General features: G+C 57.6%; 15 protein-coding genes. 9 read left to right on the forward strand and 6 right to left on the reverse strand.

Going from position 1 to position 18439, the window contains the following annotated elements; genetic code table 11:
* The first annotated feature begins 3 nt into the window (after positions 1–3).
* Complete coding sequence (locus tag ACQK2Q_RS05180) at positions 4–1302, forward strand: serine hydrolase domain-containing protein (protein WP_425408682.1); 1299 nt, start codon at positions 4–6, stop codon at positions 1300–1302.
* 11 nt (positions 1303–1313) lie between these two features.
* Here the strand turns inward: ACQK2Q_RS05180 and ACQK2Q_RS05185 are convergent, their stop codons facing one another.
* Positions 1314–1856, reverse strand: coding sequence for a PH domain-containing protein (locus ACQK2Q_RS05185; RefSeq protein ID WP_425408683.1), 543 nt, complete (start codon positions 1854–1856; stop codon positions 1314–1316).
* A 160-nt stretch (positions 1857–2016) separates the two neighbouring features.
* On the opposite strand from ACQK2Q_RS05185, the gene ettA reads away from it, so the two are divergent.
* On the forward strand, positions 2017–3684 hold the full coding sequence (gene ettA, locus ACQK2Q_RS05190) for an energy-dependent translational throttle protein EttA (protein ID WP_425408684.1): 1668 nt from the start codon (positions 2017–2019) through the stop codon (positions 3682–3684).
* Positions 3685–3689: 5 nt separating this feature from the next.
* Here ettA and ACQK2Q_RS05195 read toward each other — a convergent pair whose 3' ends face one another.
* From ACQK2Q_RS05195 to ACQK2Q_RS05205, 3 genes are read right to left on the reverse strand one after another with little or no spacing between them, the layout of a single operon-like run.
* Complete coding sequence (locus ACQK2Q_RS05195) at positions 3690–4277, reverse strand: TadE/TadG family type IV pilus assembly protein (RefSeq protein ID WP_425408685.1); 588 nt, start codon at positions 4275–4277, stop codon at positions 3690–3692.
* Positions 4278–4868, reverse strand: a complete 591-nt coding sequence (locus tag ACQK2Q_RS05200) for a TadE/TadG family type IV pilus assembly protein (RefSeq protein ID WP_425408686.1) — start codon at positions 4866–4868, stop codon at positions 4278–4280.
* A gap of 13 nt (positions 4869–4881) precedes the next feature.
* Complete coding sequence (locus ACQK2Q_RS05205) at positions 4882–6990, reverse strand: pilus assembly protein TadG-related protein (protein WP_425408687.1); 2109 nt, start codon at positions 6988–6990, stop codon at positions 4882–4884.
* Positions 6991–7592: 602 nt separating this feature from the next.
* Here ACQK2Q_RS05205 and ACQK2Q_RS05210 point away from each other — a divergent pair.
* The 3 genes from ACQK2Q_RS05210 to ACQK2Q_RS05220 all read left to right on the forward strand — a co-directional run bounded on the left by ACQK2Q_RS05210 (position 7593) and on the right by ACQK2Q_RS05220 (position 10983).
* Complete coding sequence (locus tag ACQK2Q_RS05210; protein WP_425408688.1) at positions 7593–8684, forward strand: LysM peptidoglycan-binding domain-containing protein; 1092 nt, start codon at positions 7593–7595, stop codon at positions 8682–8684.
* 225 nt (positions 8685–8909) lie between these two features.
* Entirely contained in the window at positions 8910–9947 is a 1038-nt protein-coding gene (locus tag ACQK2Q_RS05215; protein ID WP_425408689.1) for a hypothetical protein, read from the forward strand.
* A gap of 100 nt (positions 9948–10047) precedes the next feature.
* A complete protein-coding gene (locus tag ACQK2Q_RS05220; RefSeq protein ID WP_425408690.1) occupies positions 10048–10983 on the forward strand; it encodes an oxygenase MpaB family protein in 936 nt (311 codons plus the stop codon).
* Here the strand turns inward: ACQK2Q_RS05220 and ACQK2Q_RS05225 are convergent.
* On the reverse strand, positions 10971–12119 hold the full coding sequence (locus tag ACQK2Q_RS05225) for a serine hydrolase domain-containing protein (protein WP_425408691.1): 1149 nt from the start codon (positions 12117–12119) through the stop codon (positions 10971–10973). The genes ACQK2Q_RS05220 and ACQK2Q_RS05225 overlap by 13 nt on opposite strands.
* A gap of 89 nt (positions 12120–12208) precedes the next feature.
* Here ACQK2Q_RS05225 and ACQK2Q_RS05230 point away from each other — a divergent pair, with 89 nt between their 5' ends.
* The gene (locus tag ACQK2Q_RS05230) at positions 12209–12820 is read left to right on the forward strand and encodes a winged helix-turn-helix domain-containing protein (protein WP_425408692.1); all 612 of its coding nucleotides are present in this window, start codon (positions 12209–12211) and stop codon (positions 12818–12820) included.
* On the opposite strand, the gene ACQK2Q_RS05235 is transcribed toward ACQK2Q_RS05230, so the two are convergent.
* Positions 12817–13368, reverse strand: a complete 552-nt coding sequence (locus ACQK2Q_RS05235) for a hypothetical protein (RefSeq protein WP_425408693.1) — start codon at positions 13366–13368, stop codon at positions 12817–12819. The genes ACQK2Q_RS05230 and ACQK2Q_RS05235 overlap by 4 nt on opposite strands.
* Before the next feature lie 126 nt (positions 13369–13494).
* Between ACQK2Q_RS05235 and purL the strand changes: the two genes are divergently transcribed.
* The 3 genes from purL (at position 13495) to ACQK2Q_RS05250 (ending at position 18274) form a co-directional block, all read left to right on the forward strand.
* The gene (purL, locus tag ACQK2Q_RS05240; RefSeq protein WP_425408694.1) at positions 13495–16239 is read left to right on the forward strand and encodes a phosphoribosylformylglycinamidine synthase subunit PurL; all 2745 of its coding nucleotides are present in this window, start codon (positions 13495–13497) and stop codon (positions 16237–16239) included.
* Positions 16240–16263: 24 nt separating this feature from the next.
* Complete coding sequence (locus ACQK2Q_RS05245) at positions 16264–16815, forward strand: SgcJ/EcaC family oxidoreductase (protein WP_425408695.1); 552 nt, start codon at positions 16264–16266, stop codon at positions 16813–16815.
* Positions 16816–17473: 658 nt separating this feature from the next.
* Positions 17474–18274, forward strand: a complete 801-nt coding sequence (locus ACQK2Q_RS05250) for an acetoacetate decarboxylase family protein (RefSeq protein WP_425408696.1) — start codon at positions 17474–17476, stop codon at positions 18272–18274.
* Positions 18275–18439: the final 165 nt, after the last annotated feature.

Consider the following 18439-nt stretch of genomic DNA (forward strand, 5'->3'; position numbering starts at 1 on the left):
TTCATGGCGCTATCCAGCCGGTTACTGCGTGCGTGCCTTATTGCCGGGGCGCTGCTGTGTTCAGCGTGCAGCGTCATCGCTGCGCCGAACGAGACGGTCAGCGCATCCGGCCATGATCTTTCCATCGATCATTTGCAGCGAATTGAACCAGCGCTGCAGGAAGAGGTGGACAACGGCGTGCGCGCCGGTTTTGTGGCTGTAGTCGTCGACAAGAACGGCGCCGTTTACGAAACCGCGGTCGGCATGGCCGATCTCTATAACGCCGTTCCCGCAACGGCGCAGACGCGGTTTCGCATCGCCAGCATGACAAAGCCTGTTGTAACGGCGGCGGTGATGCAACTGGTTGATCGCGGCGACGTCCGTTTGAACGATCCTGTATCCCGGTTCATTCCGGCGTTTGCCGATTTGCGCGTCGCCACATCGCCTGAGCGCAACGGCGACGGTGAATTCGAAACGCGCGCGCCGGCGCGCCAGATGACGATTCACGATTTGCTGACGCACATGTCAGGGCTGGGCTACGTATTCGATTACGAAACCGATCTCGGCAAAGCGTATCTTGCTGCGGATCTTTATGGAAAAACCGGATCGCTGGCCGAACGTATGAATATTCTGGCGGCGCTGCCGCTCTATGAAGATCCGGGCCGCAAATGGCGGTACAGTTACGCAACGGATGTCGCCGGGCGCGTCATAGAAGTCGCCTCCGGCCGGACGCTCGAAGATTTTCTGAAGCAGAACATGTTCGAACCGCTCGGGATGAACGATACGGAATTTTTTCTTGACGAGACTGATTTTGAACGTCTGGCGGTGGTGAATGAATTCGATGAATCCGGCGACCTTGTAAGGCTGGAGGCGGCGAGTCCGGACCGCGCGGGCGTCAATGACGAAGCTTTCGGCGTCATGTCCGGAGGCGCGGGGCTTGTCTCGACGGGGCGCGATTTCTCACGGTTCATGCTGATGTTGCTGAATGAAGGAGAGCTTGACGGTGCGCGCTTACTCTCCCCGGCGACGGTGCGGCTGATGTTGCGCGATCATGTGCCATACGACGCCAGACCGGAAGACTGGCGCGAGAAGGGGCTGACTTTCGGCCTGGGCGGGGCGATTATTGTCGAGCCCGGCTATTTCGGCGCCGTCGCGGCGAAAGGCGAATGGGGTTGGTCCGGCTTTTGGGATACGTGGTTTTTCATCACGCCGGAACTTGGCGTCGGCGCCGTGCTGCTGGCGCAAACCCAATCCAATGCATTCACGCCAACCTCGCGCGCGCGCGACCGGCTGAAGGCGATCGTCTATGGCGCGCTTGAATGAGCAGTTGATGTTTAATCGTCGTCGTCGTGGTTGATGCGGCGGCGTTCGCGCTGGTCGGATCGCAGCGCGGATTTCGCATTCTCGATAATCTTCCGCAATGTGATCGGGTTATCAAGATCGGGCAGCGTAATGACGCCGACGCCCGTGCCGCGCAGGATCAGCTTGCCATAGCCCAGAAAGCGCCCCCAGATCGACTGGTGCAGCGTGATTTCCTCAATCTTGTTGAGACTGACTTCCTGCGTGTCGCGCGAAATCAGGCCTTTTTTGTAAACGAAGCGATAGGTGGTCACGACGATTTCGGTCGTAATCAGAATGATCATGTGATTGAGCAAAATGATCGCGCCGCAAGCCGTCGCGACGCCTGCGGACCACCAGCCGACCTTGAGCTCTTCAAAAGGCACGCCGGCGGCGTATTGCACGAAAAATATCAGCGCAAGGGACGCTGCGCCCAGTGAAAACCAGAAAACCGGAAAAAAACTGTAGGTCCAGTTGAAATTGGCGCGGTGGATAATGTCCTCACCGCCTGCAAGCGTTTTCTCGACGTAACCTGACATCTCGCCCTCATCCCCGCTATTTTGCGCCCACCACCCTATAAGCGATCAGCGCGTGAACGGAAACGTTCTATTGCGTTGAAATGCACAGGCAAGCGCGATAAGACGCCGCGCTGTTCCCCGCTTGCAACGCAAAATCCGCATCAGGAGGCCGAAAGGCGCTATGGCGAAATACCAGTATATCTACTTCATGTCCGGTTTGAGCAAACAGTTCACCGGCGGCAAAAAAATATTGGAAGACATACACTTACAGTTTTATCCGGATGCGAAAATCGGCGTTGTCGGCGTCAACGGGGCGGGTAAATCCACCTTGCTGAAGATCATGGCGGGCGTGGACGGCGAATTTGGCGGCGAGGCCTACGCCGCAGACGGCGCGCGCGTCGGCTATCTGCCGCAGGAGCCGGAACTCGATAGTTCCAAGACGGTTTTCGAAAATGTCCTCGAAGGGGCGGGCGATCTCAAAACCAAGATCGACGAGTTCAACGCCGTCTCCATGGAGCTTGGCGAAAACTACTCCGATGAGCTGATGGAGAAAATGTCGTCGCTGCAGGAAGAAATCGATGCTGCGGACGGATGGGATCTCGATTCAAAAATTGAAATGGCGATGGAAGCCCTGCGCTGCCCGCCGGGCGACTGGGCGGTCGACAAGCTGTCCGGCGGCGAGAAACGGCGGGTCGCGCTGGCGCAATTGCTGTTGTCGAAACCGGATCTATTGCTGCTGGACGAGCCCACCAACCATCTCGACGCGGAATCTGTCGCCTGGCTTGAGCATCATCTGCGCGAATATCCGGGCGCTGTGGTGCTCGTCACGCACGACCGCTACTTCCTTGACAATGTGACCGGCTGGATCCTCGAACTGGATCGCGGCCGCGGCATCCCCTTCGAAGGCAATTATTCGTCATGGCTGGAGCAAAAGCGCAAAAGGCTGGAGCAGGAAAAACGCGAGGAGGGCAACCGTCAAAAGTCACTCGACAGGGAATCCGAATGGATCAAAGCCAGCCCCAAGGCGCGTCAGGCGAAATCAAAAGCGCGTATCAACGCCTATGACGAGCTTTTGAACAAAGCCTCGAAAGAAGACATCAATACCGCGCAGATCCAGATTCCGCCCGGACCGCGTCTCGGCGGCGTGGTCATCGAAGCGGAAGGTCTCAAAAAAGCATTTGGCGACAAGCTTCTTTATGAAGATTTGTCGTTCAAGCTGCCGCCCGGCGGTATTGTCGGGGTGATCGGGCCCAACGGCGCCGGCAAGACTACGCTATTTCGTATGCTGACGGGTGAAGAAACGCCCGACGAAGGGGCGCTGCGGATCGGTGACACCGTGAAACTTGGCTATGTGGACCAAAGCCGGGAAGCGCTGGACGCAAACAAAAATGTCTGGGAGGAAATTTCAGGCGGACTTGACGTTATTCAGCTCGGCAAACGTGAAATTCCCTCGCGCGCCTATGTGGGCTGGTTCAATTTCAAGGGCGGCGATCAGCAGAAAAAAGTCGGCAGTCTTTCCGGCGGCGAGCGAAACCGCGTGCAGCTGGCGAAAATGCTGACAGAAGGCGCTAATCTCCTGCTGCTCGATGAGCCGACCAACGACCTCGATGTGGATACGCTGCGCGAGTTGGAGCGGGCGCTGGAAGACTTCGCCGGCTGCGCCGTCATTATTTCACACGATCGCTGGTTTCTCGACCGTATCGCCACCCATATCCTTTCATTCGAAGGCGACAGCCACGTGGAATGGTTCGAAGGCAATTTTGAAGACTATATGGAAGATAAAAAGCGCCGGCTCGGACCCGATGCGGACGTACCGAGAAGAATTAAATACAAGCCGTTGACGCGCTAGAAGCGTTATGTGGTGCAGTTATTGGCGTCATCGCAAAGCTGCACGCGGTTCGTCAGGCGCGGCCAGCGGATCGACTGCCGATTGAAGACAATTGGCGAGCTGATGAAATGGCCTGTGAGGCTGGGCGTGTAGGTATACGTCATTTCAACGACGATGATGGAGCCGATATCGCTGACAACGTCATCGTCGCTTAAATTCGTATAGCTGGCGCCCTGGGCATAAGGGGTCGCGCCTGTATGGTCTCTGCTCCAGTGAACAATCGGATCGTCGTCATCGTCCAGAATGACGCTCACCAGTGTGAGCTGCAAACCGGTCGGGTCGTTGGGTTCGACAATCGTCATCACCCCTTCAAACAGATCATCCATTTCCGATATGCGAAGCTCGTCGGACTGCGCCGCAAGATCGGCAAGCGTGTTCGATGAAATCGCGACCTTCCGGTTGACCGTCATGGCGTTCGACGCCTCGACCAGGCCGAAGAACAAGATCACGAGGACCGGTAACAGCAGCGCGAATTCGGTCGCTGCAAGACCGCTCGTGCAGCTTTGCAGGTCTTTCCAGCCGTTCAGGAAACGATTGCGCATTTCAGTGCTCATTTAATCTTCATCTTGCTGGTTGAGTTCGTAGGGTTCGTTGCGGAAAATCATGGTCGATACGAGCCGACGCATATTCGTTCCCTCTTCGGCCATGCTGATGCCGATTGCCGGGTTCAGCGTCGTATAGAGATAACAAACACGCACACGGATGATCTGCAATTCCTCGCCGGGATCGAATGGCAAAGCCGCCAGGTCTTCCGGCGGCGCGTCCGCGCAAACCGGCGGGGTGTTGTCGGCGGCCAGCTCGTTGAAAGTGTCAAACGTATCGACTTCCAGCGTCAGGCGGTTGTCGCACCCGCCGAATGAAGAGACAATCCGGCATACGTCGTCGTAAAGACGGTCATATTTTTCTTCATCGTCGCCGTCCCAGCCTTGCACCTGGCCGGTTTTCACGAGCCGCGCCATGTCCGTAATGGAGGCGTCAACCGCCGAGTTGGCGAAATAAAACCAGCCGACCTCGAAAATCGAGAACATCATCACCAGGAAGAGCGGCGCGACAATCGCAAACTCGACCGCCGCCGATCCGTCGGTGTTGCTGCGAAAGCCGCAGCGCCGTCTTTTCAATCGTCGATTTGCCGAACAGCGTAACATGGGCCAGCGCCGCCTATTTACTGATATGAAGATCGACGAGGTCCGCAGCAATATCGCCGAATGCGTCCTCAAGGTCGTTGCCGTCAACCGCGTCATGGAAGTACGGCGCCGTCGGCTTGGTGGCGCAGGCCTTGAACATTTTCCGGACGCTGTTGGAATCGAGGCCGAACATGATGGTGTAGACGAGATAGCCTTCCGCCTTCATGCGGTGACAAACGCGCAGCAGTTTGTCGTCCAGTTCATTTTTCATTTTCGAATGACTGTTTCTGCCGACACCCATGCGTTCTTCAATCGCAAAGCCGTACTGGCCCTGGGTGGAGCCATAATGCGTATTGTTGTCGCTGCCGACGACGTTTTCACCATCGGTCATGATGACAACGGCCTTTTGCCATTTTTCATAATCGGCGTCGCCGGGGCCGATGCCTTCGGTGAAGGGGGCCTGTTTGGAGAGGACGCGCCATCCCCAGGCGGCGCCGTGAGCGATGTCGGTATTGCCGTTAGGATAGAGGGAGTCGACATGGTCTTCCACCTCGTCGCGAACATTTGTCAGCGGCAGAATGGGTCTCGGGCAATCCACCTCCGCCGAAATATAGCTGGAGTTCGGCGTATCGTATTTGCCCTTGTAGGTCATGGTGACGGGGTCCCACCAGCCGACATAGGCCATGCGCAGCAAATATTCCTGCCACCCTCTGCCATGGTTGCTATCGTTCAGCGGCGTTGTGGTGATGCTCAGTTCATCAAGGAAGTCGACAAAGTCGGAATCGGCAATATCGCCTGACAAAACTTCGCGAAAATAGTGCACAACCTTGGCGTACTTATCGAATTGTGCGTTTCCCGCATGCGTATAATTATTGTCGTTGACGAAATAGTAGTGGTTTTGTCCGTACGCGCTTTCGCTGATATTTCTGTTCGATTTGTGGTTGTTATCATCATCCGGGTCATCGAAATAATAGCCATACCATGGCGTGCCATAAATAGTGGTTCCAGAAGCATTGTTATAATCGCTGTCAGATTGGCAATCGGCTGAATTATTGCAGTCTGCAGCGTCAGGCAGGAACACGGGCACCCAGTTGAAGTTTACCGAGCTTGTCAGTTCCGATGAATCGACGGAATATGCGGGCGCGTTATTGAACGCGTCGTACATTTCCTCTTCTTCATCGTTTTCTTCATCCTGATATTCCTCAGGCGTGGCCATATAGACCGCCAGATCCGTGGATGACATCGAGCCGCCGGGCGGAATATCAAGTTCGTCCAGCGGGTAGGGGCGCGCCTCGACGCATCCCTGCCAGTCGGCGCCGGGCGTTGTATTGTAAAGCGTGAAATGATTGACCTTCGTGTCCATATCGACGTTACCGTCTTTATCGACATGGAAAAACCGGCGGCCGTGATAATAGGCGGCGGCGCCGGTGTCCGCCCAGGCGTTATTCCAGCCTGTCGAACCGCCCGGGTTGATGTTGGCGTTGAACGGCACAACGCCGATCTTGATGTTTTCACTCGTCTCGTCGCCGCCGTAAAGCACGTCCATCAGCGTATCGACGGCGTCCTTCAGGCTGTCGATTTTCTTCTCTCCGTCGATTTTGTCGTCCATTGAACCGGTGACGTCGAGAACAAGCGCCAGTTCAACGCGGCCTGAACCTTTTTTGGTAATCTCGACGCATTTATCGATATTCAGATTTTTGATACCGGCGGCGCCGAGCAGATAGGTGTCTATTCTTCCTGTAATGCAGGTTCCGACGACCGCGTCATTATCGAGCGCAAATACAATGTTCCATCCCGCTTCAAGGTTTTGCTCATAGTTGAAGTTCGCTTCGAAAAATTTCCGGCCGTAATCTTTCAGTTCTGCTTCCGTCAGGTCAGGGTTGTTAGCGGCGAGCTGCGCCAGCGCAAGACTGGCGGCGTCCATGGACTCCACCATGTCGGCGCGCACGGCGTTCCAGCGCGAATAATCCACCGCGCCGCCGGCGAACAGAAACAGGAGCGTCGCCATGAACGCAAAAAGAAAGACGATATTGCCGTCGCGATTGGCGCCAAATCGTTTGACGAGATGCGTCAGGCGGCGCCGCGTGCGGGCGCCTGAACGATTTTCAGCATCAACTTTTCTACCGGCATTCTGGACCAGCATCGGAAACTCCCCGCAACTATTTGCGCGAAGGACAGAATGCAGCCGCTATCATTAAAGCGCCGTAAGCAAACGTAGTTAATAAAAAAAGAAAAGCTGCAATTTGAAGAAAAAGTGAAAGCCGCGCGAAACGGGCGCCTTTGCAGATAAAGGATGCACATGGAGTTCTTAAACGGCGTTAACAGGCGCGCTACATTTGCGTTGAAGCGGAAATAATCGCGATCAAAAAAACAAACGCCCGCGCGGCGCCCTATGGCGCCTTCCGGCAGTCTTTTACGAAAGAGGGCGCGGGAAGGACCGGCAATCCTTCCCCGCCGCATGGCTGCGCCGGCGCCCTCGACTGCGGCCCTGAAGCATCACAACTGACATAGCGCGCTGTGGAAAGGCCTTTGGCTGGAAGCGGCCGATTCCGGCGCGCGCCGCAAGAGGCAGGCGCTTATTTCCTAAAGATATCAATTGTATAGGAACATCGCCTGTGTCGTCGCCTATCGCCGCCTGGCGCTCGTTTTCACGCCCCGGCGCTCTCAAAAATTTCACGCAAATCTCGCTGTTTTTCCCAGAATCCGTGTTATTAACCATATTACTGGTCTTTATGGAGGGGAGTCATGGGTTCCAAACTGGCGTATCGCCGCGTCGCCGCAGGCGCAGTCATCACCGCCGCTATGTTGTCGGCGTCGCCCGCAATTGCCGGGCGTTGCGGCTATTCCTATGCGGTGGATTCCCCGACAACGCTCTCCAAGGTTGCGCGCGCCTGTAATGTATCTTTTGCAGCGCTGGTGGAAGCCAATCGCGGCGTCGACCCGGGTTACGTTCGCCCGGGCGAGCATCTGGCTGTGCCCGACGAGGTGGACAATCCCCAAGACGCCGTGGCGCCCGATCCTGATGCGCCTTCCGTCGATACGAGCCCGGCCGCGCCGGTGGTGCGTCATCCCTATATCGCGACGCGCCCGCTGAACACGCAACGCCGCTACGACGCGAGCTATGAAACGAGTTATGAGACTCAGCGGCGCTACGAATATTATGACGGGTACTACAATGATGATGGGCGCCATTATGACGATTATTATCATGATGATGGGCGCAGCGACTTTCGCCCGATCAACGCCAGCGCCCGCGCGCCCGCGACCTATTTCGGGATAAGCGCCGCGCCGGTTGAGACACGCCGGGATTCGCGCCTGAGCTATCAAAAACTGTCCGCGTCGCGAATCCGCAACGCCGGTTATGCGGCGCAACCGCAGATTACGCCCCGGTCTGTCTATTGGGATAACCCCGCGCAGATACGCACCGTCAGCGCCTATCCAACGCCGATTATGGAATGTTCCGTCCTGCGGCGTCAGCCAAACGGAAAAATCCAGCAGGTGCGGGAATTGAGACCGGCGCCGGAGCTGGAACATCAGGAAACGCCGGCGCATTGCGCGTCCGTTAAGCTAGGCAAGCCCGCCAGCGCGATCATGACGCGCAGCGCATTCGCGCAAAACCTGCCGCAAGAGTTTGCGGTGCTGCGCGGCCGCGTCGTCTCGGTGGATTTCGGCTGCATGACGTTACAGGGCGATGATGGATTGCATTGGCGTATCAATGCGCCGCAATCCGCCAGCGATATGTTCGGCAAGGAAGCCACGGTCTGGGCTGCGCCCACGCGCGATCAGTCCTGCGGCGGCCTTATGCTGGATCATGCGGTGTACGCTGAGAAACTATAATTCGTGAGTTGCATCAACGGATAGAGGAACGCGTCGCATTCTGTTGCATTTGCGTGATTGCGAAGGTTTTTCGCATCGGTCTTTCTGCAAATGGCATCACAGCTGCGTCTCTGTCATCCGGCGAACGTTGTGTTGGCGGCCACGATATAATTTTTTGCCGGCGAATGCGGCAGAGTTGACGACCGTTCGCCGCGAAAACGCAAGTGATCTAAAACGGGGGGATTTATGGCCTATTCAAAGACGTGCGGCGCGGCGGTTTTCGCCGCTTTTTTATTGATCGCTTCTTGCGGCTCGCCGGAGGCGAAAACCGAAACCGCCAATGATGCGGCGGCAATGCAGACGCAAAGCGCCGCTGCGGCGTCCGGCGCGCAAACATCACCGGGCGCGGCGGCGCAGACTGCAGCGCAAACGCAACCCGTTTTCGGCTTTGAATCGATCCTGAAAACGCCGATCTACGACGATGGAACCATTGCGCTGACAGAGTATGATCTGATTTTTGCGCCGCAAGGCGAAGTGGACGCCAGCGCCGTCATCAAATCGGGAAACGATACCGCTGCAACATTCGGGTTTTTTCCCACTTACAAGTTCGGGCAGGGCGTCTTTGGCCGTCTGCGTGCGGAAAATCATTCCACCGCCACTTTGACGCCAGGAAATTATAAATTGGACCTCTACGTATCAGGCGCGCTGGCGACGAGCGTACCGTTCAATGTGGTCGCCGGCGCATCGAGCGATGATCCGTTCAATCCGCAGAGCACGGTGAAATTTGTCGGACCGTGGCAGGAATTTGCATATTTCATTTTCACGCCGTTTCAGGACAGCGAAGCGGTGAACGTCAATTTCTGGGCGGGCGCGAGCGATCTGGCGCCGGGCGTGACGCGCGCGCCGGTGCAAATCAAACTGAGCCGCAATGGCAAGCTTGTGGCGCATAGTAAACAGACGCAAGGCATGCTGGACCATGAATTGCTCCGTAAACACACTTTGACGCTTTACCAGCCGCACGACAGGAACGGGGCGGCCAATGCAACCCTGTTCAGCAAGAACGACATTCAACAAAACGGCGACTACACGCTGACAGTGGAGCTGACTGAAACCGGTGAGACAATCCGCGAATACGCCTTCCAGTCGAAAGGCGGCGAACTTGTGCCCCATGCCCGCACGGCGTTGGGCTATCAGCCGCGGGAGGATTACATCGCGCCACGGGTGTTGAAGCCGGGAACGACGTCATATGAATTCGTGGAAGCGTACTGGATAGAGGCGCCCTGAATTGTCAGACGCGGCGCTTGAAAACGCCGCGAAATCGACACGATCACTGACTACCGGAAAGCCCGTCACCCAATAGTCGAGAGGCCGCTTGACGAAGTTCATGCAGATAGACAGTTTGCGCGCCCATTTGCGCAGCCGGGTGGAAGACCGCCTCGACAGGGCCGCCAAGATTTATCTTGGCGATCCCATGCTGGCGAAAGTCAATTTCGCCGAGCCGGCGGGAGAGCCGGCGCTTGTGGGGCCGGATTCAGTTTCCTGGCGGATTTTCAAAAATCCGGTGACGCTGTTTATCGGCGGCGTCGCCGCGGTCATTCTTGAATTCGCCGAACCGCGCGTGCGGTCAGGCGTGTGGGACAACACAAGTTTCCGGACGGACCCGGTGCGCCGGCTGAAGCGCACGGGGCTGGCGGCCATGGTCACTGTTTACGGCGCTCGAAGCGTTGCTGAAACGATGATCGCCGGGGTCAATCGCATGCATGCGCGCATCGCAGGCGAAACCCCGGAGGGAACGCCTTATACAGCGAGCGATCCTGAATTGCTGCGCTGGGTGCAGGCCACCGCCGCTTTTGGTTTCATGGAAAGCTATTCCGCCTACGCATCACCTTTAAGCGACGCCGACCGCGACCGGTACTACGCCGAAGGCCGGCCGGCCGCGCTGTTATACGGCGCGGCTGACGCGCCGCGCTCGCTGGCTGAGGAACGCGCGCTGTTTAAAGACATGCTGCCCGCCCTGGAAGCGTCTGGGATTATTTTTGAATTCCTATCGATCATGAAAAAGGCGGAAGCGTTTCCGCAGCCGGCGCAACTGGCGCAGCATTCGCTGGTGCGCGCGGCTGTCGACATCGTGCCTGAGGAAATCCGCCAAATTCTCGGTCTCACCGAGCGCCATGGGTTGCGACCGTTTGAGGGGCGCGTGGTGAAGCGCATGGCGCGCCGGGCCGACCGTCTGGTGTTGCGATCGAGCCCGGCGGCGCAGGCCTGCAAGCGTCTGGGGCTTGCAGCGGATTATCTGTATAGACCGCGTTATTCCGGCTGATCGCGCGGCGCCTTCCGCATCATTTTCACCCCGAACAGTTCTTCAGTGACGATCATTGCAGCAATATCGGCGTTCACCTCAGGATTGTTCGATGCGGTGAAAATGATCAGGCCGTGATCGGCGTAGTCGGTCCAGTTGGCGAAGAAATTACCATTGCCGCCATTGTGCCAGTAGGACCGTCCAAAAAACGGATCTTCCATCACGACTAATCCATAGCCGTAATGGCCGGGCGCGTTTTCGCCTTCGCGCTGCATGGGGGCCTGCGCCAGTTCAACCGCTGCGGGAGAAACAATATCGCCGCCGGCGAATGCGCGCCGGAATTTTATCATGTCTTCAGCCGTGGCGATCAATCCGCCGTTGCCGATCAGCGCCCAATGGGATTTACCGCCCCAGCTGCCTTCGGCGATGGCTTTTCCATCCTGCATGAGAAGAGATTTTCGGGCGTCAAAAGCCTTCTCATAGCCGACCGCGTCGACGCCCGCGCCTTTCAGTAACTCCTCGCGCAGAAACGCCTCATACGACTTGCCCGAAACCTGCTCGATAATGGCGGCGGCGAGGGAAAATCCTACATTGGAATATTCATACCCGCTTCCCGGTTCAAACAGGAGATCCGACGCCATGGCGCGGTTCAGGAATTCATCCCTGGAAAGAAATTCCAGATCTTCGCCGAGCGCGGGCGCAAAACCGGCTGAATGCGTCAGCAATTGATGGACCGAAATGTTGGCCTTGTCCGCCGGGGCGTCCGGGAAATATTTCGACAATCGATCCGCCATGGAAAGCTTGCCCTGATCCACAAGTTTGACCGCCGCCGCGCCGGTGAAGGTTTTTGTGATCGAACCGACGTCAAGAAGGGTGTCTTTATCAGGCAGCCCGTCTGCGGCGGCGTTCTCGCCAAAGCCGGCGTAAACCGGTGCGGCGCCGTCTTTTGCGAGTGCAATGACGCCGGTAAAGCCCATGTCTCTGAGCCTTTCCCCGGCGCTGTCAAATCCATCGCTGATCTGGACGGCTGTCGGGGTGGAAAGCGGCTGCGCATGGGCGGGCGCGCACAGCGTCAGCAGCGCCACAGCGCAGCATGAGATTTGGCGAATGCGGCGCGCGGTGAAGCGAATAGTGTTTGTGTTGTAGATGAACGTCATTTGGATAAAGTCCTTCGATTAGTTACACTTGTCGCGTTTTGCACCGATGCGGACGTGGAAAGCCTGAAGAAAACATTTCGAGATATGTCATGTCCCTCACGCAAACGACGAAGCATCCTTCTGATCCCGCTGAAAACTGCCACATCCGGCTTGGCGCGGCGACCTACGATCCGAAATTGCGCATTGTGACGGCGAATGGCGGCGCGCAGCCGCTGGAGCCAAAATTGGGCGAGTTACTTGTGCTCCTGGCGACATCAGACGGTCCCGTTTCCAGGGACGCGTTACTGGACCGTATCTGGGGCGATGAAGGCTCGGACGAGGCGCTGACGCAGGCGGTTTCGAAATTGCGCCGCGCATTGGGGGATGTGAACAGGCCCTACGCCATCATCCAGACTGTTCCGCGTTATGGATATCAAATCGGCAATGGCATTGCTGTTCCTGTCCACTCAGTCGAAGCGGCGGATGATTCGCGCAGTATCACATCGGGTTTGCGTGCGCATGTGAACAGGCGCCGCGAGTTTTACTTTGGCGCGCTTTGCGGCGCCGGGCTAGTTATCGTCGCGGTTGCGATTTTGGTGCTGCTCAATCCGCCAAGGCTCCTTGAAAAGGAAGTTATCTGCGGGGAGGGCGTATCGGCGGCGGATTGCGTGACGACCATACGAAGCGGGTCGGACAGCCCTGGCGGCAATCGCATCGATTAAGTCACGCCGTCCCGGCAAGCGCGAATAACGCGCCGGTATTTGGCGTCGGGCGGCAGCTCCATGCTTTTGCCCTGCATGCGAACCGTAAAGGCGCTTTCAGTTTGCATGAGCGCGTCCACAAACAGCCCGTTCGGCGCTGCGGCCCCTTCAACCATGGGAAGGCCCTGGCCTCTGTCGACCACCTCGATATTCGTTGGCGATCCATCGATTTCCATGGTCATTTCACCATTGTCGCCGTTTAAAGGCCCGGCGTGGGTAAAGATGATCTGGCCGTTCTGACAACTGATCGCAAACACCGCTTCACTGGCCGGAGGGCCGAACCCCGCCCAGGGATAGCCGTCCGTTTCTTTATAATGCCACTCGCCGGGAACCGTGGCCACGGATCTGGCGACATTGCGTTCTGAGGCAGTTGCATTCGTGTTTGCGCGCTCCGGCGCCTCGTCAGCGCGGCCGGCGGCGGTTCGATCGTCCGCCGTCACGTCGCTATCGGAATCTCCACAAGCAGCGGCGAGGGCGGCCAGTCCGGCGATGGCAATGATTTTTTTCACAGCGAATTCCTTTGATCCCGCCTTCTACTAACCCGGCCCATTTAAAGCGGTTCCGAACATCGCTATTTGCGCCCCGCGCCCAAGCGGATTAAGGATGCGGCGCATTCAAAGCCTTCACGGATTTCCATGACCGCCATTACCCCTGAAATTGTCGCCGAGCATGGCCTCAAGCCCGAAGAATACGAGCGTATCAAGACACATATGGGCCGCGAGCCCAATCTGGTCGAGCTTGGCGTCTTTTCGGTCATGTGGTCGGAGCATTGCTCGTATAAATCATCGCGCCGCCACCTGAAGAAACTGCCGACCTCCGCGCCATGGGTTGTGCAAGGTCCGGGCGAGAACGCAGGCGTCATCGATATCGGGACGGATAATGACGGCGTCCCGCTGGTGGCGGTCTTCAAGATGGAGAGCCACAACCATCCAAGTTTCATCGAACCCTATCAGGGCGCGGCGACGGGCGTCGGCGGCATCATGCGCGATGTCTTCACCATGGGCGCGCGGCCCGTGGCCAATATGAACGCGCTGCGCTTCGGCGAGTGGGCGCACCCCAAAACCCGCCATCTCGTGGCTGGCGTTGTCGGCGGCATCGGCGGTTACGGCAATTGCATGGGCGTGCCGACCGTCGGCGGCGAGACCAATTTCGACGCCGGCTATAACGGCAATATTCTCGTCAACGCCATGACCGTGGGCGTTGCAGAAAAAGCGAAGATTTTCTATTCCGCCGCGCGCGGCGCCGGCAATCCTGTCGTCTATGTCGGATCGAAAACCGGGCGCGACGGCATTCACGGCGCCACCATGGCGAGCGCTGAATTCGACGACGCTTCGGAAGAAAAGCGTCCCACCGTGCAGGTCGGCGATCCGTTTACGGAGAAATTGCTGCTCGAAGCGTGTCTGGAGCTCATGGCGTCCGACGCGATTATCGCCATTCAGGACATGGGGGCGGCGGGCCTCACATCCTCTTCGGTTGAAATGGCGGCGAAAGGCGGGGGCGGTTTTGAGCTTGACCTCGACCACGTGCCCCAGCGCGAAGACAACATGACAGCCTATGAGATGATGCTGTCGGAAAGCCAGGAGCGCATGCTCATGGTGTTAAAGCCGGGCCGCGAAGACGACGCGCGCGCCATCTTTGAAAAATGGGGCGTCGATTTCGCGGTGATCGGCGTGACCACGGATACGGGGCGGCTGGTCATCATGCATGAGGGCGAGACCGTCGCCGACATGCCGGTGCCGCCGCTGGCGGACGACGCGCCGAACTATGACCGCCCGCATGAGCCGGCCCCGAAGCCCGCGCCGCTGGACGATCCGAAAGTCTCCTATCGAGAGGCCGAAGCGATTTTGAAATCGCCCGGCAAGTCGGAAGAGGAAATGCGCAATGTGGCGCGAACCCTCATCGATGACCGTCTCGCCGATCCTGATCTTGTCGATGCGGTGGGCATGACGGCGCAGGCCGGCGAGGCGCGGGTCTATGTGCGATCCGGGCCCGAGGGCGTCAGCTTCTCCGGATTTGAAGAAGCCGTGCGCAACCTATCGTCGGGCGGTGTCGTTGAAACGACCGAAGTCGAACAGCGCGAGGAAACCTTGTCGCTGGCGGAGGCGCCGGGCGGCGACACCATGCTGACGGCGCTTGCGAAACTTGTCGCGTCGCCCGATCTGTGCTCGCGCCGGTGGATATGGGATCAGTATGATCACACGGTGATGGGCGACACGGTGATCCACCCCGGAGGCGACGCTGCTATTGTGCGCGTGCACGGAACAAACCGCGCGCTCGCCATAACAACCGATGTGACGCCGCGTTATGTGAAAGCTGATCCGCATGAGGGCGGCAAACAGGCGGTGGCGGAAACATACCGCAATATCTGCGCAACCGGCGCCGCGCCGCTGGCGATCACAAACTGTCTTAATTTCGGCAATCCGGAACGCCCGGAAATCATGGCCCAGTTTGTCGGCGCCATTGAGGGCATGGCGGAAGCCTGCGAGGCGCTGAATTATCCGGTGATTTCCGGCAATGTCTCGCTCTATAACGAAACCAACGGCGCCGCGATTCCGCCAACCCCGGCCATTGGCGGCGTCGGCGTTCTGGAAGACGCCACGAAAGCCTGCCGGGTCGGCGGCGCGGAAGCCGGCGAGGAACTGCTCGCCATCGGCGTGACGCGCGGATGGCTCGGACAGTCAATTTACATGCGTGATCTTTTCGCAATTACGGACGGCGCGCCGCCGCCGGTTGACCTGGAGAGCGAACGCAAGACCGGTGAACTTGTCCGTAAGCTGATCAGCGAAGGGCTGGTCACCGCATGTCATGACGTATCGGACGGCGGATTGCTGATCGCGGCGGCGGAAATGGCGCTGGCTGCAGGCAGGGGCTTAAACCTGACGACGCCGGTGAAGCAGCGCAAGGCCGCCTTCTGGTTCGGCGAGGATCAGGGGCGCTATCTTGTGGCCGCCGCGCCCGCCGCCGCCGACACGCTTTTGTTGAAAGCCGCCATGGCGGGCGTTCAGGCGTCGAAGATCGGCCGTTTCGGCGGTCCCGACCTGACGCTGGACAGCAATGATTCGCTCTCATTGCTTGATTTATCTGATATTTTTGAAGCCGCCCTGCCAGATTACATGAACGCCCAGACGAAAAAGGAGCCCGCCCCCATGCCTATGGCCGGAGACGACATCAAGAAACTCATTCTCGACGCGCTGCCCGACGCGGAAATTGAACTGGAGGACCTTGCCGGCGACAATGACCACTGGCGCGCGCGCATAATCTCATCGGCGTTCAACGGAAAGTCCCGCGTTCAGCAGCATCAGTTGGTCTACAGAGCATTGAAAGGCCGCATGGGCGGCGAGCTTCACGCCCTCGCGCTGGAGACGGAGGCGCGGGAGTAGGTTCAAGCGGCAAAGGGGAGACTAATGTTCAAACTTAAACGGCTAGCGATAAAAACAGCATTTGTATTGCTCGGCGTGCTTTGCACATTGGGTTGCGCAAGGAGCGCGGCAGAGAACGATATTCACGATGACATCGATGCGGTCATCATCAATCTTGAAAGCGCCTGGGCGGCCGCCGACGGCGAGGCGTGGTCTGATCAGTTCACCGACGACGCTGACTTCATAGTCTGGTTCGGGCTGCGCCTGCACGGCGCAAAGGAGATCGGCGATGGCCATCAAGGCATCTGGGACGATTTTTACGCCGGAACGGTTTTCGACCTTGAAATAGAATCTGCGCGCCTGATCGCTGACGGCGTTGCAATTGCGCATCTGGATGGCTGGATTTATCGTGCAGGTGAATCTCGTCCGCAAACGCCTGCCGTTTCGAAGCCGATAGTCGTTTTGGCGCAAACCGAACGGGGCTGGAAAATTGAAGCCTTCCAGAACACGCCGGGCTTTGGCCCTCAATGTTTCGGCAACGAACTCGCTGATGTCGTTGCGCGCGGCGGCTGCGTTGCGCCCGGCGGCGGGGAGTGACACGCCCAGCGGGCAGCAGCTTCAGTTGGTCTACAGAGCATTAAAGGGCCGCATGGGCGGCGAGCTTCAAGCCCTGGCGCTAGAGATGGCGGCGCGGGAGTAGTGGGCTTTGGGTCCGGTTAAGGGGCCACTTTCGTTCTTCAGGCCTTTGCTAGCGGATGGCCGAAAATCGCCCTCGAAGTGGACGGTCGAGGCCGACGTGCATCTGTCAAATCGCGGCGCCCTCAAATTCTCCGAGCTTCATTACATGATTTTCCAGGAATTTGTCACGAAGGTTTTGCCGCAAAACGCGAAATTTGCCGCCAACTAAAGTGACCGAACTATTTGGGAGACGCGCAAATGCATAGGACGCGTTCGGAGGGATAATTACATCGCGCCCGTTCACGAGAGACTGAAACGCATCCGTATCATCGTTCGCGCCGTTTCCCCACAGCACAGGGACATGTGCTTTTGCCCCGGCTGGAATTGTCACAGATGAGGCGATTGCGGTCGCGAGAAATGCCCGTCTCGAAAATGCAATCAACTCCGAATCTCCGTCCGCAACACCTACTGAGAATTGCTGCATCAATTTATTCCCTAGTTTGCAGGAGAATGATAGAGCGGGATGCAGTTGAATTCCGGCCGAACAGCAGCCTAGGCCGTTGGATGGAGAATTGTAATGAACCGCCTAAGAAATGATCACCTCTATATGATGCCTGCCCATTTTGGGGGAAAACCGGGAGGTATGACGGCGACAACCTATCATGACACGGTGAGCGCCACCATCCGATACGAAACCGATCAAGACGCACTCGAAGCGCTGATACCAGAAGGTTTTGAACTTCGTTCTGCGGAGATTATGGTTGCCGCAATGATGAATAGAGGCGTGGAATGGATGGCGGGTGAGCCCTATAACATCGTCGCAGTGAATGCGCCGGTGCGATACCGAAAAGCATCACCAAATATCGATGGCTGGTATTCATTGGTTGTATGGGAAAACAAAACCACGCCGATTCTTCCCGGCCGGGAACAAACCGGTATTCCCAAGATTTATTCGGAAATTGAAGAATTTCGGTTCCTCGGCGATGAGATGCGCACTTGGGCGCATTACGGCGGCCATAGTTTTTGCGACCTACATTTTTCGAATATCCGCGAAGCCAGCGCTGATGAGCGGCGCCAAGTTGATGATGAGTTTCGCACAATGAACTGGATGGCATGGCGCCATATTCCCAAACCGGGCGAAGGCGGCGGTGCATCGTTGTCCGAAGCGACCCTGTTTCCGCAAGAATTTGAAAGCAGTCGGGTAAGGCTAGCAGATGCAAGCTGCGTCTGGTCAACGCCGCCCTTTTGGAAAAACCCAATTCAGGCCCATATCATTGCGCGCCTTGAATCTTTGCCAATCGTTTCGCCTGTTGGGCCAGCAATAATCATGAATGCAAAGAATATATTGCGCGGCGATCTAGCGAAGCTGCTCGATTAGCATTTCTGACCCGAATGTCCGAGTAGGGCCCCAAAGCAGTCATGACCACAAAATCAAAATGATGAACATGGCAATCGGCGCGGCGTAACGGATGAAGAACCGCCATTCGCGGAAGCGGCCGCAACGCGTATACACATTTTTTCCACCGATGACCTGCATAAACGC

The sequence above is a fragment of the Hyphococcus sp. genome (assembly GCF_965228385.1).
Classification (GTDB): domain Bacteria; phylum Pseudomonadota; class Alphaproteobacteria; order Caulobacterales; family Parvularculaceae; genus Hyphococcus.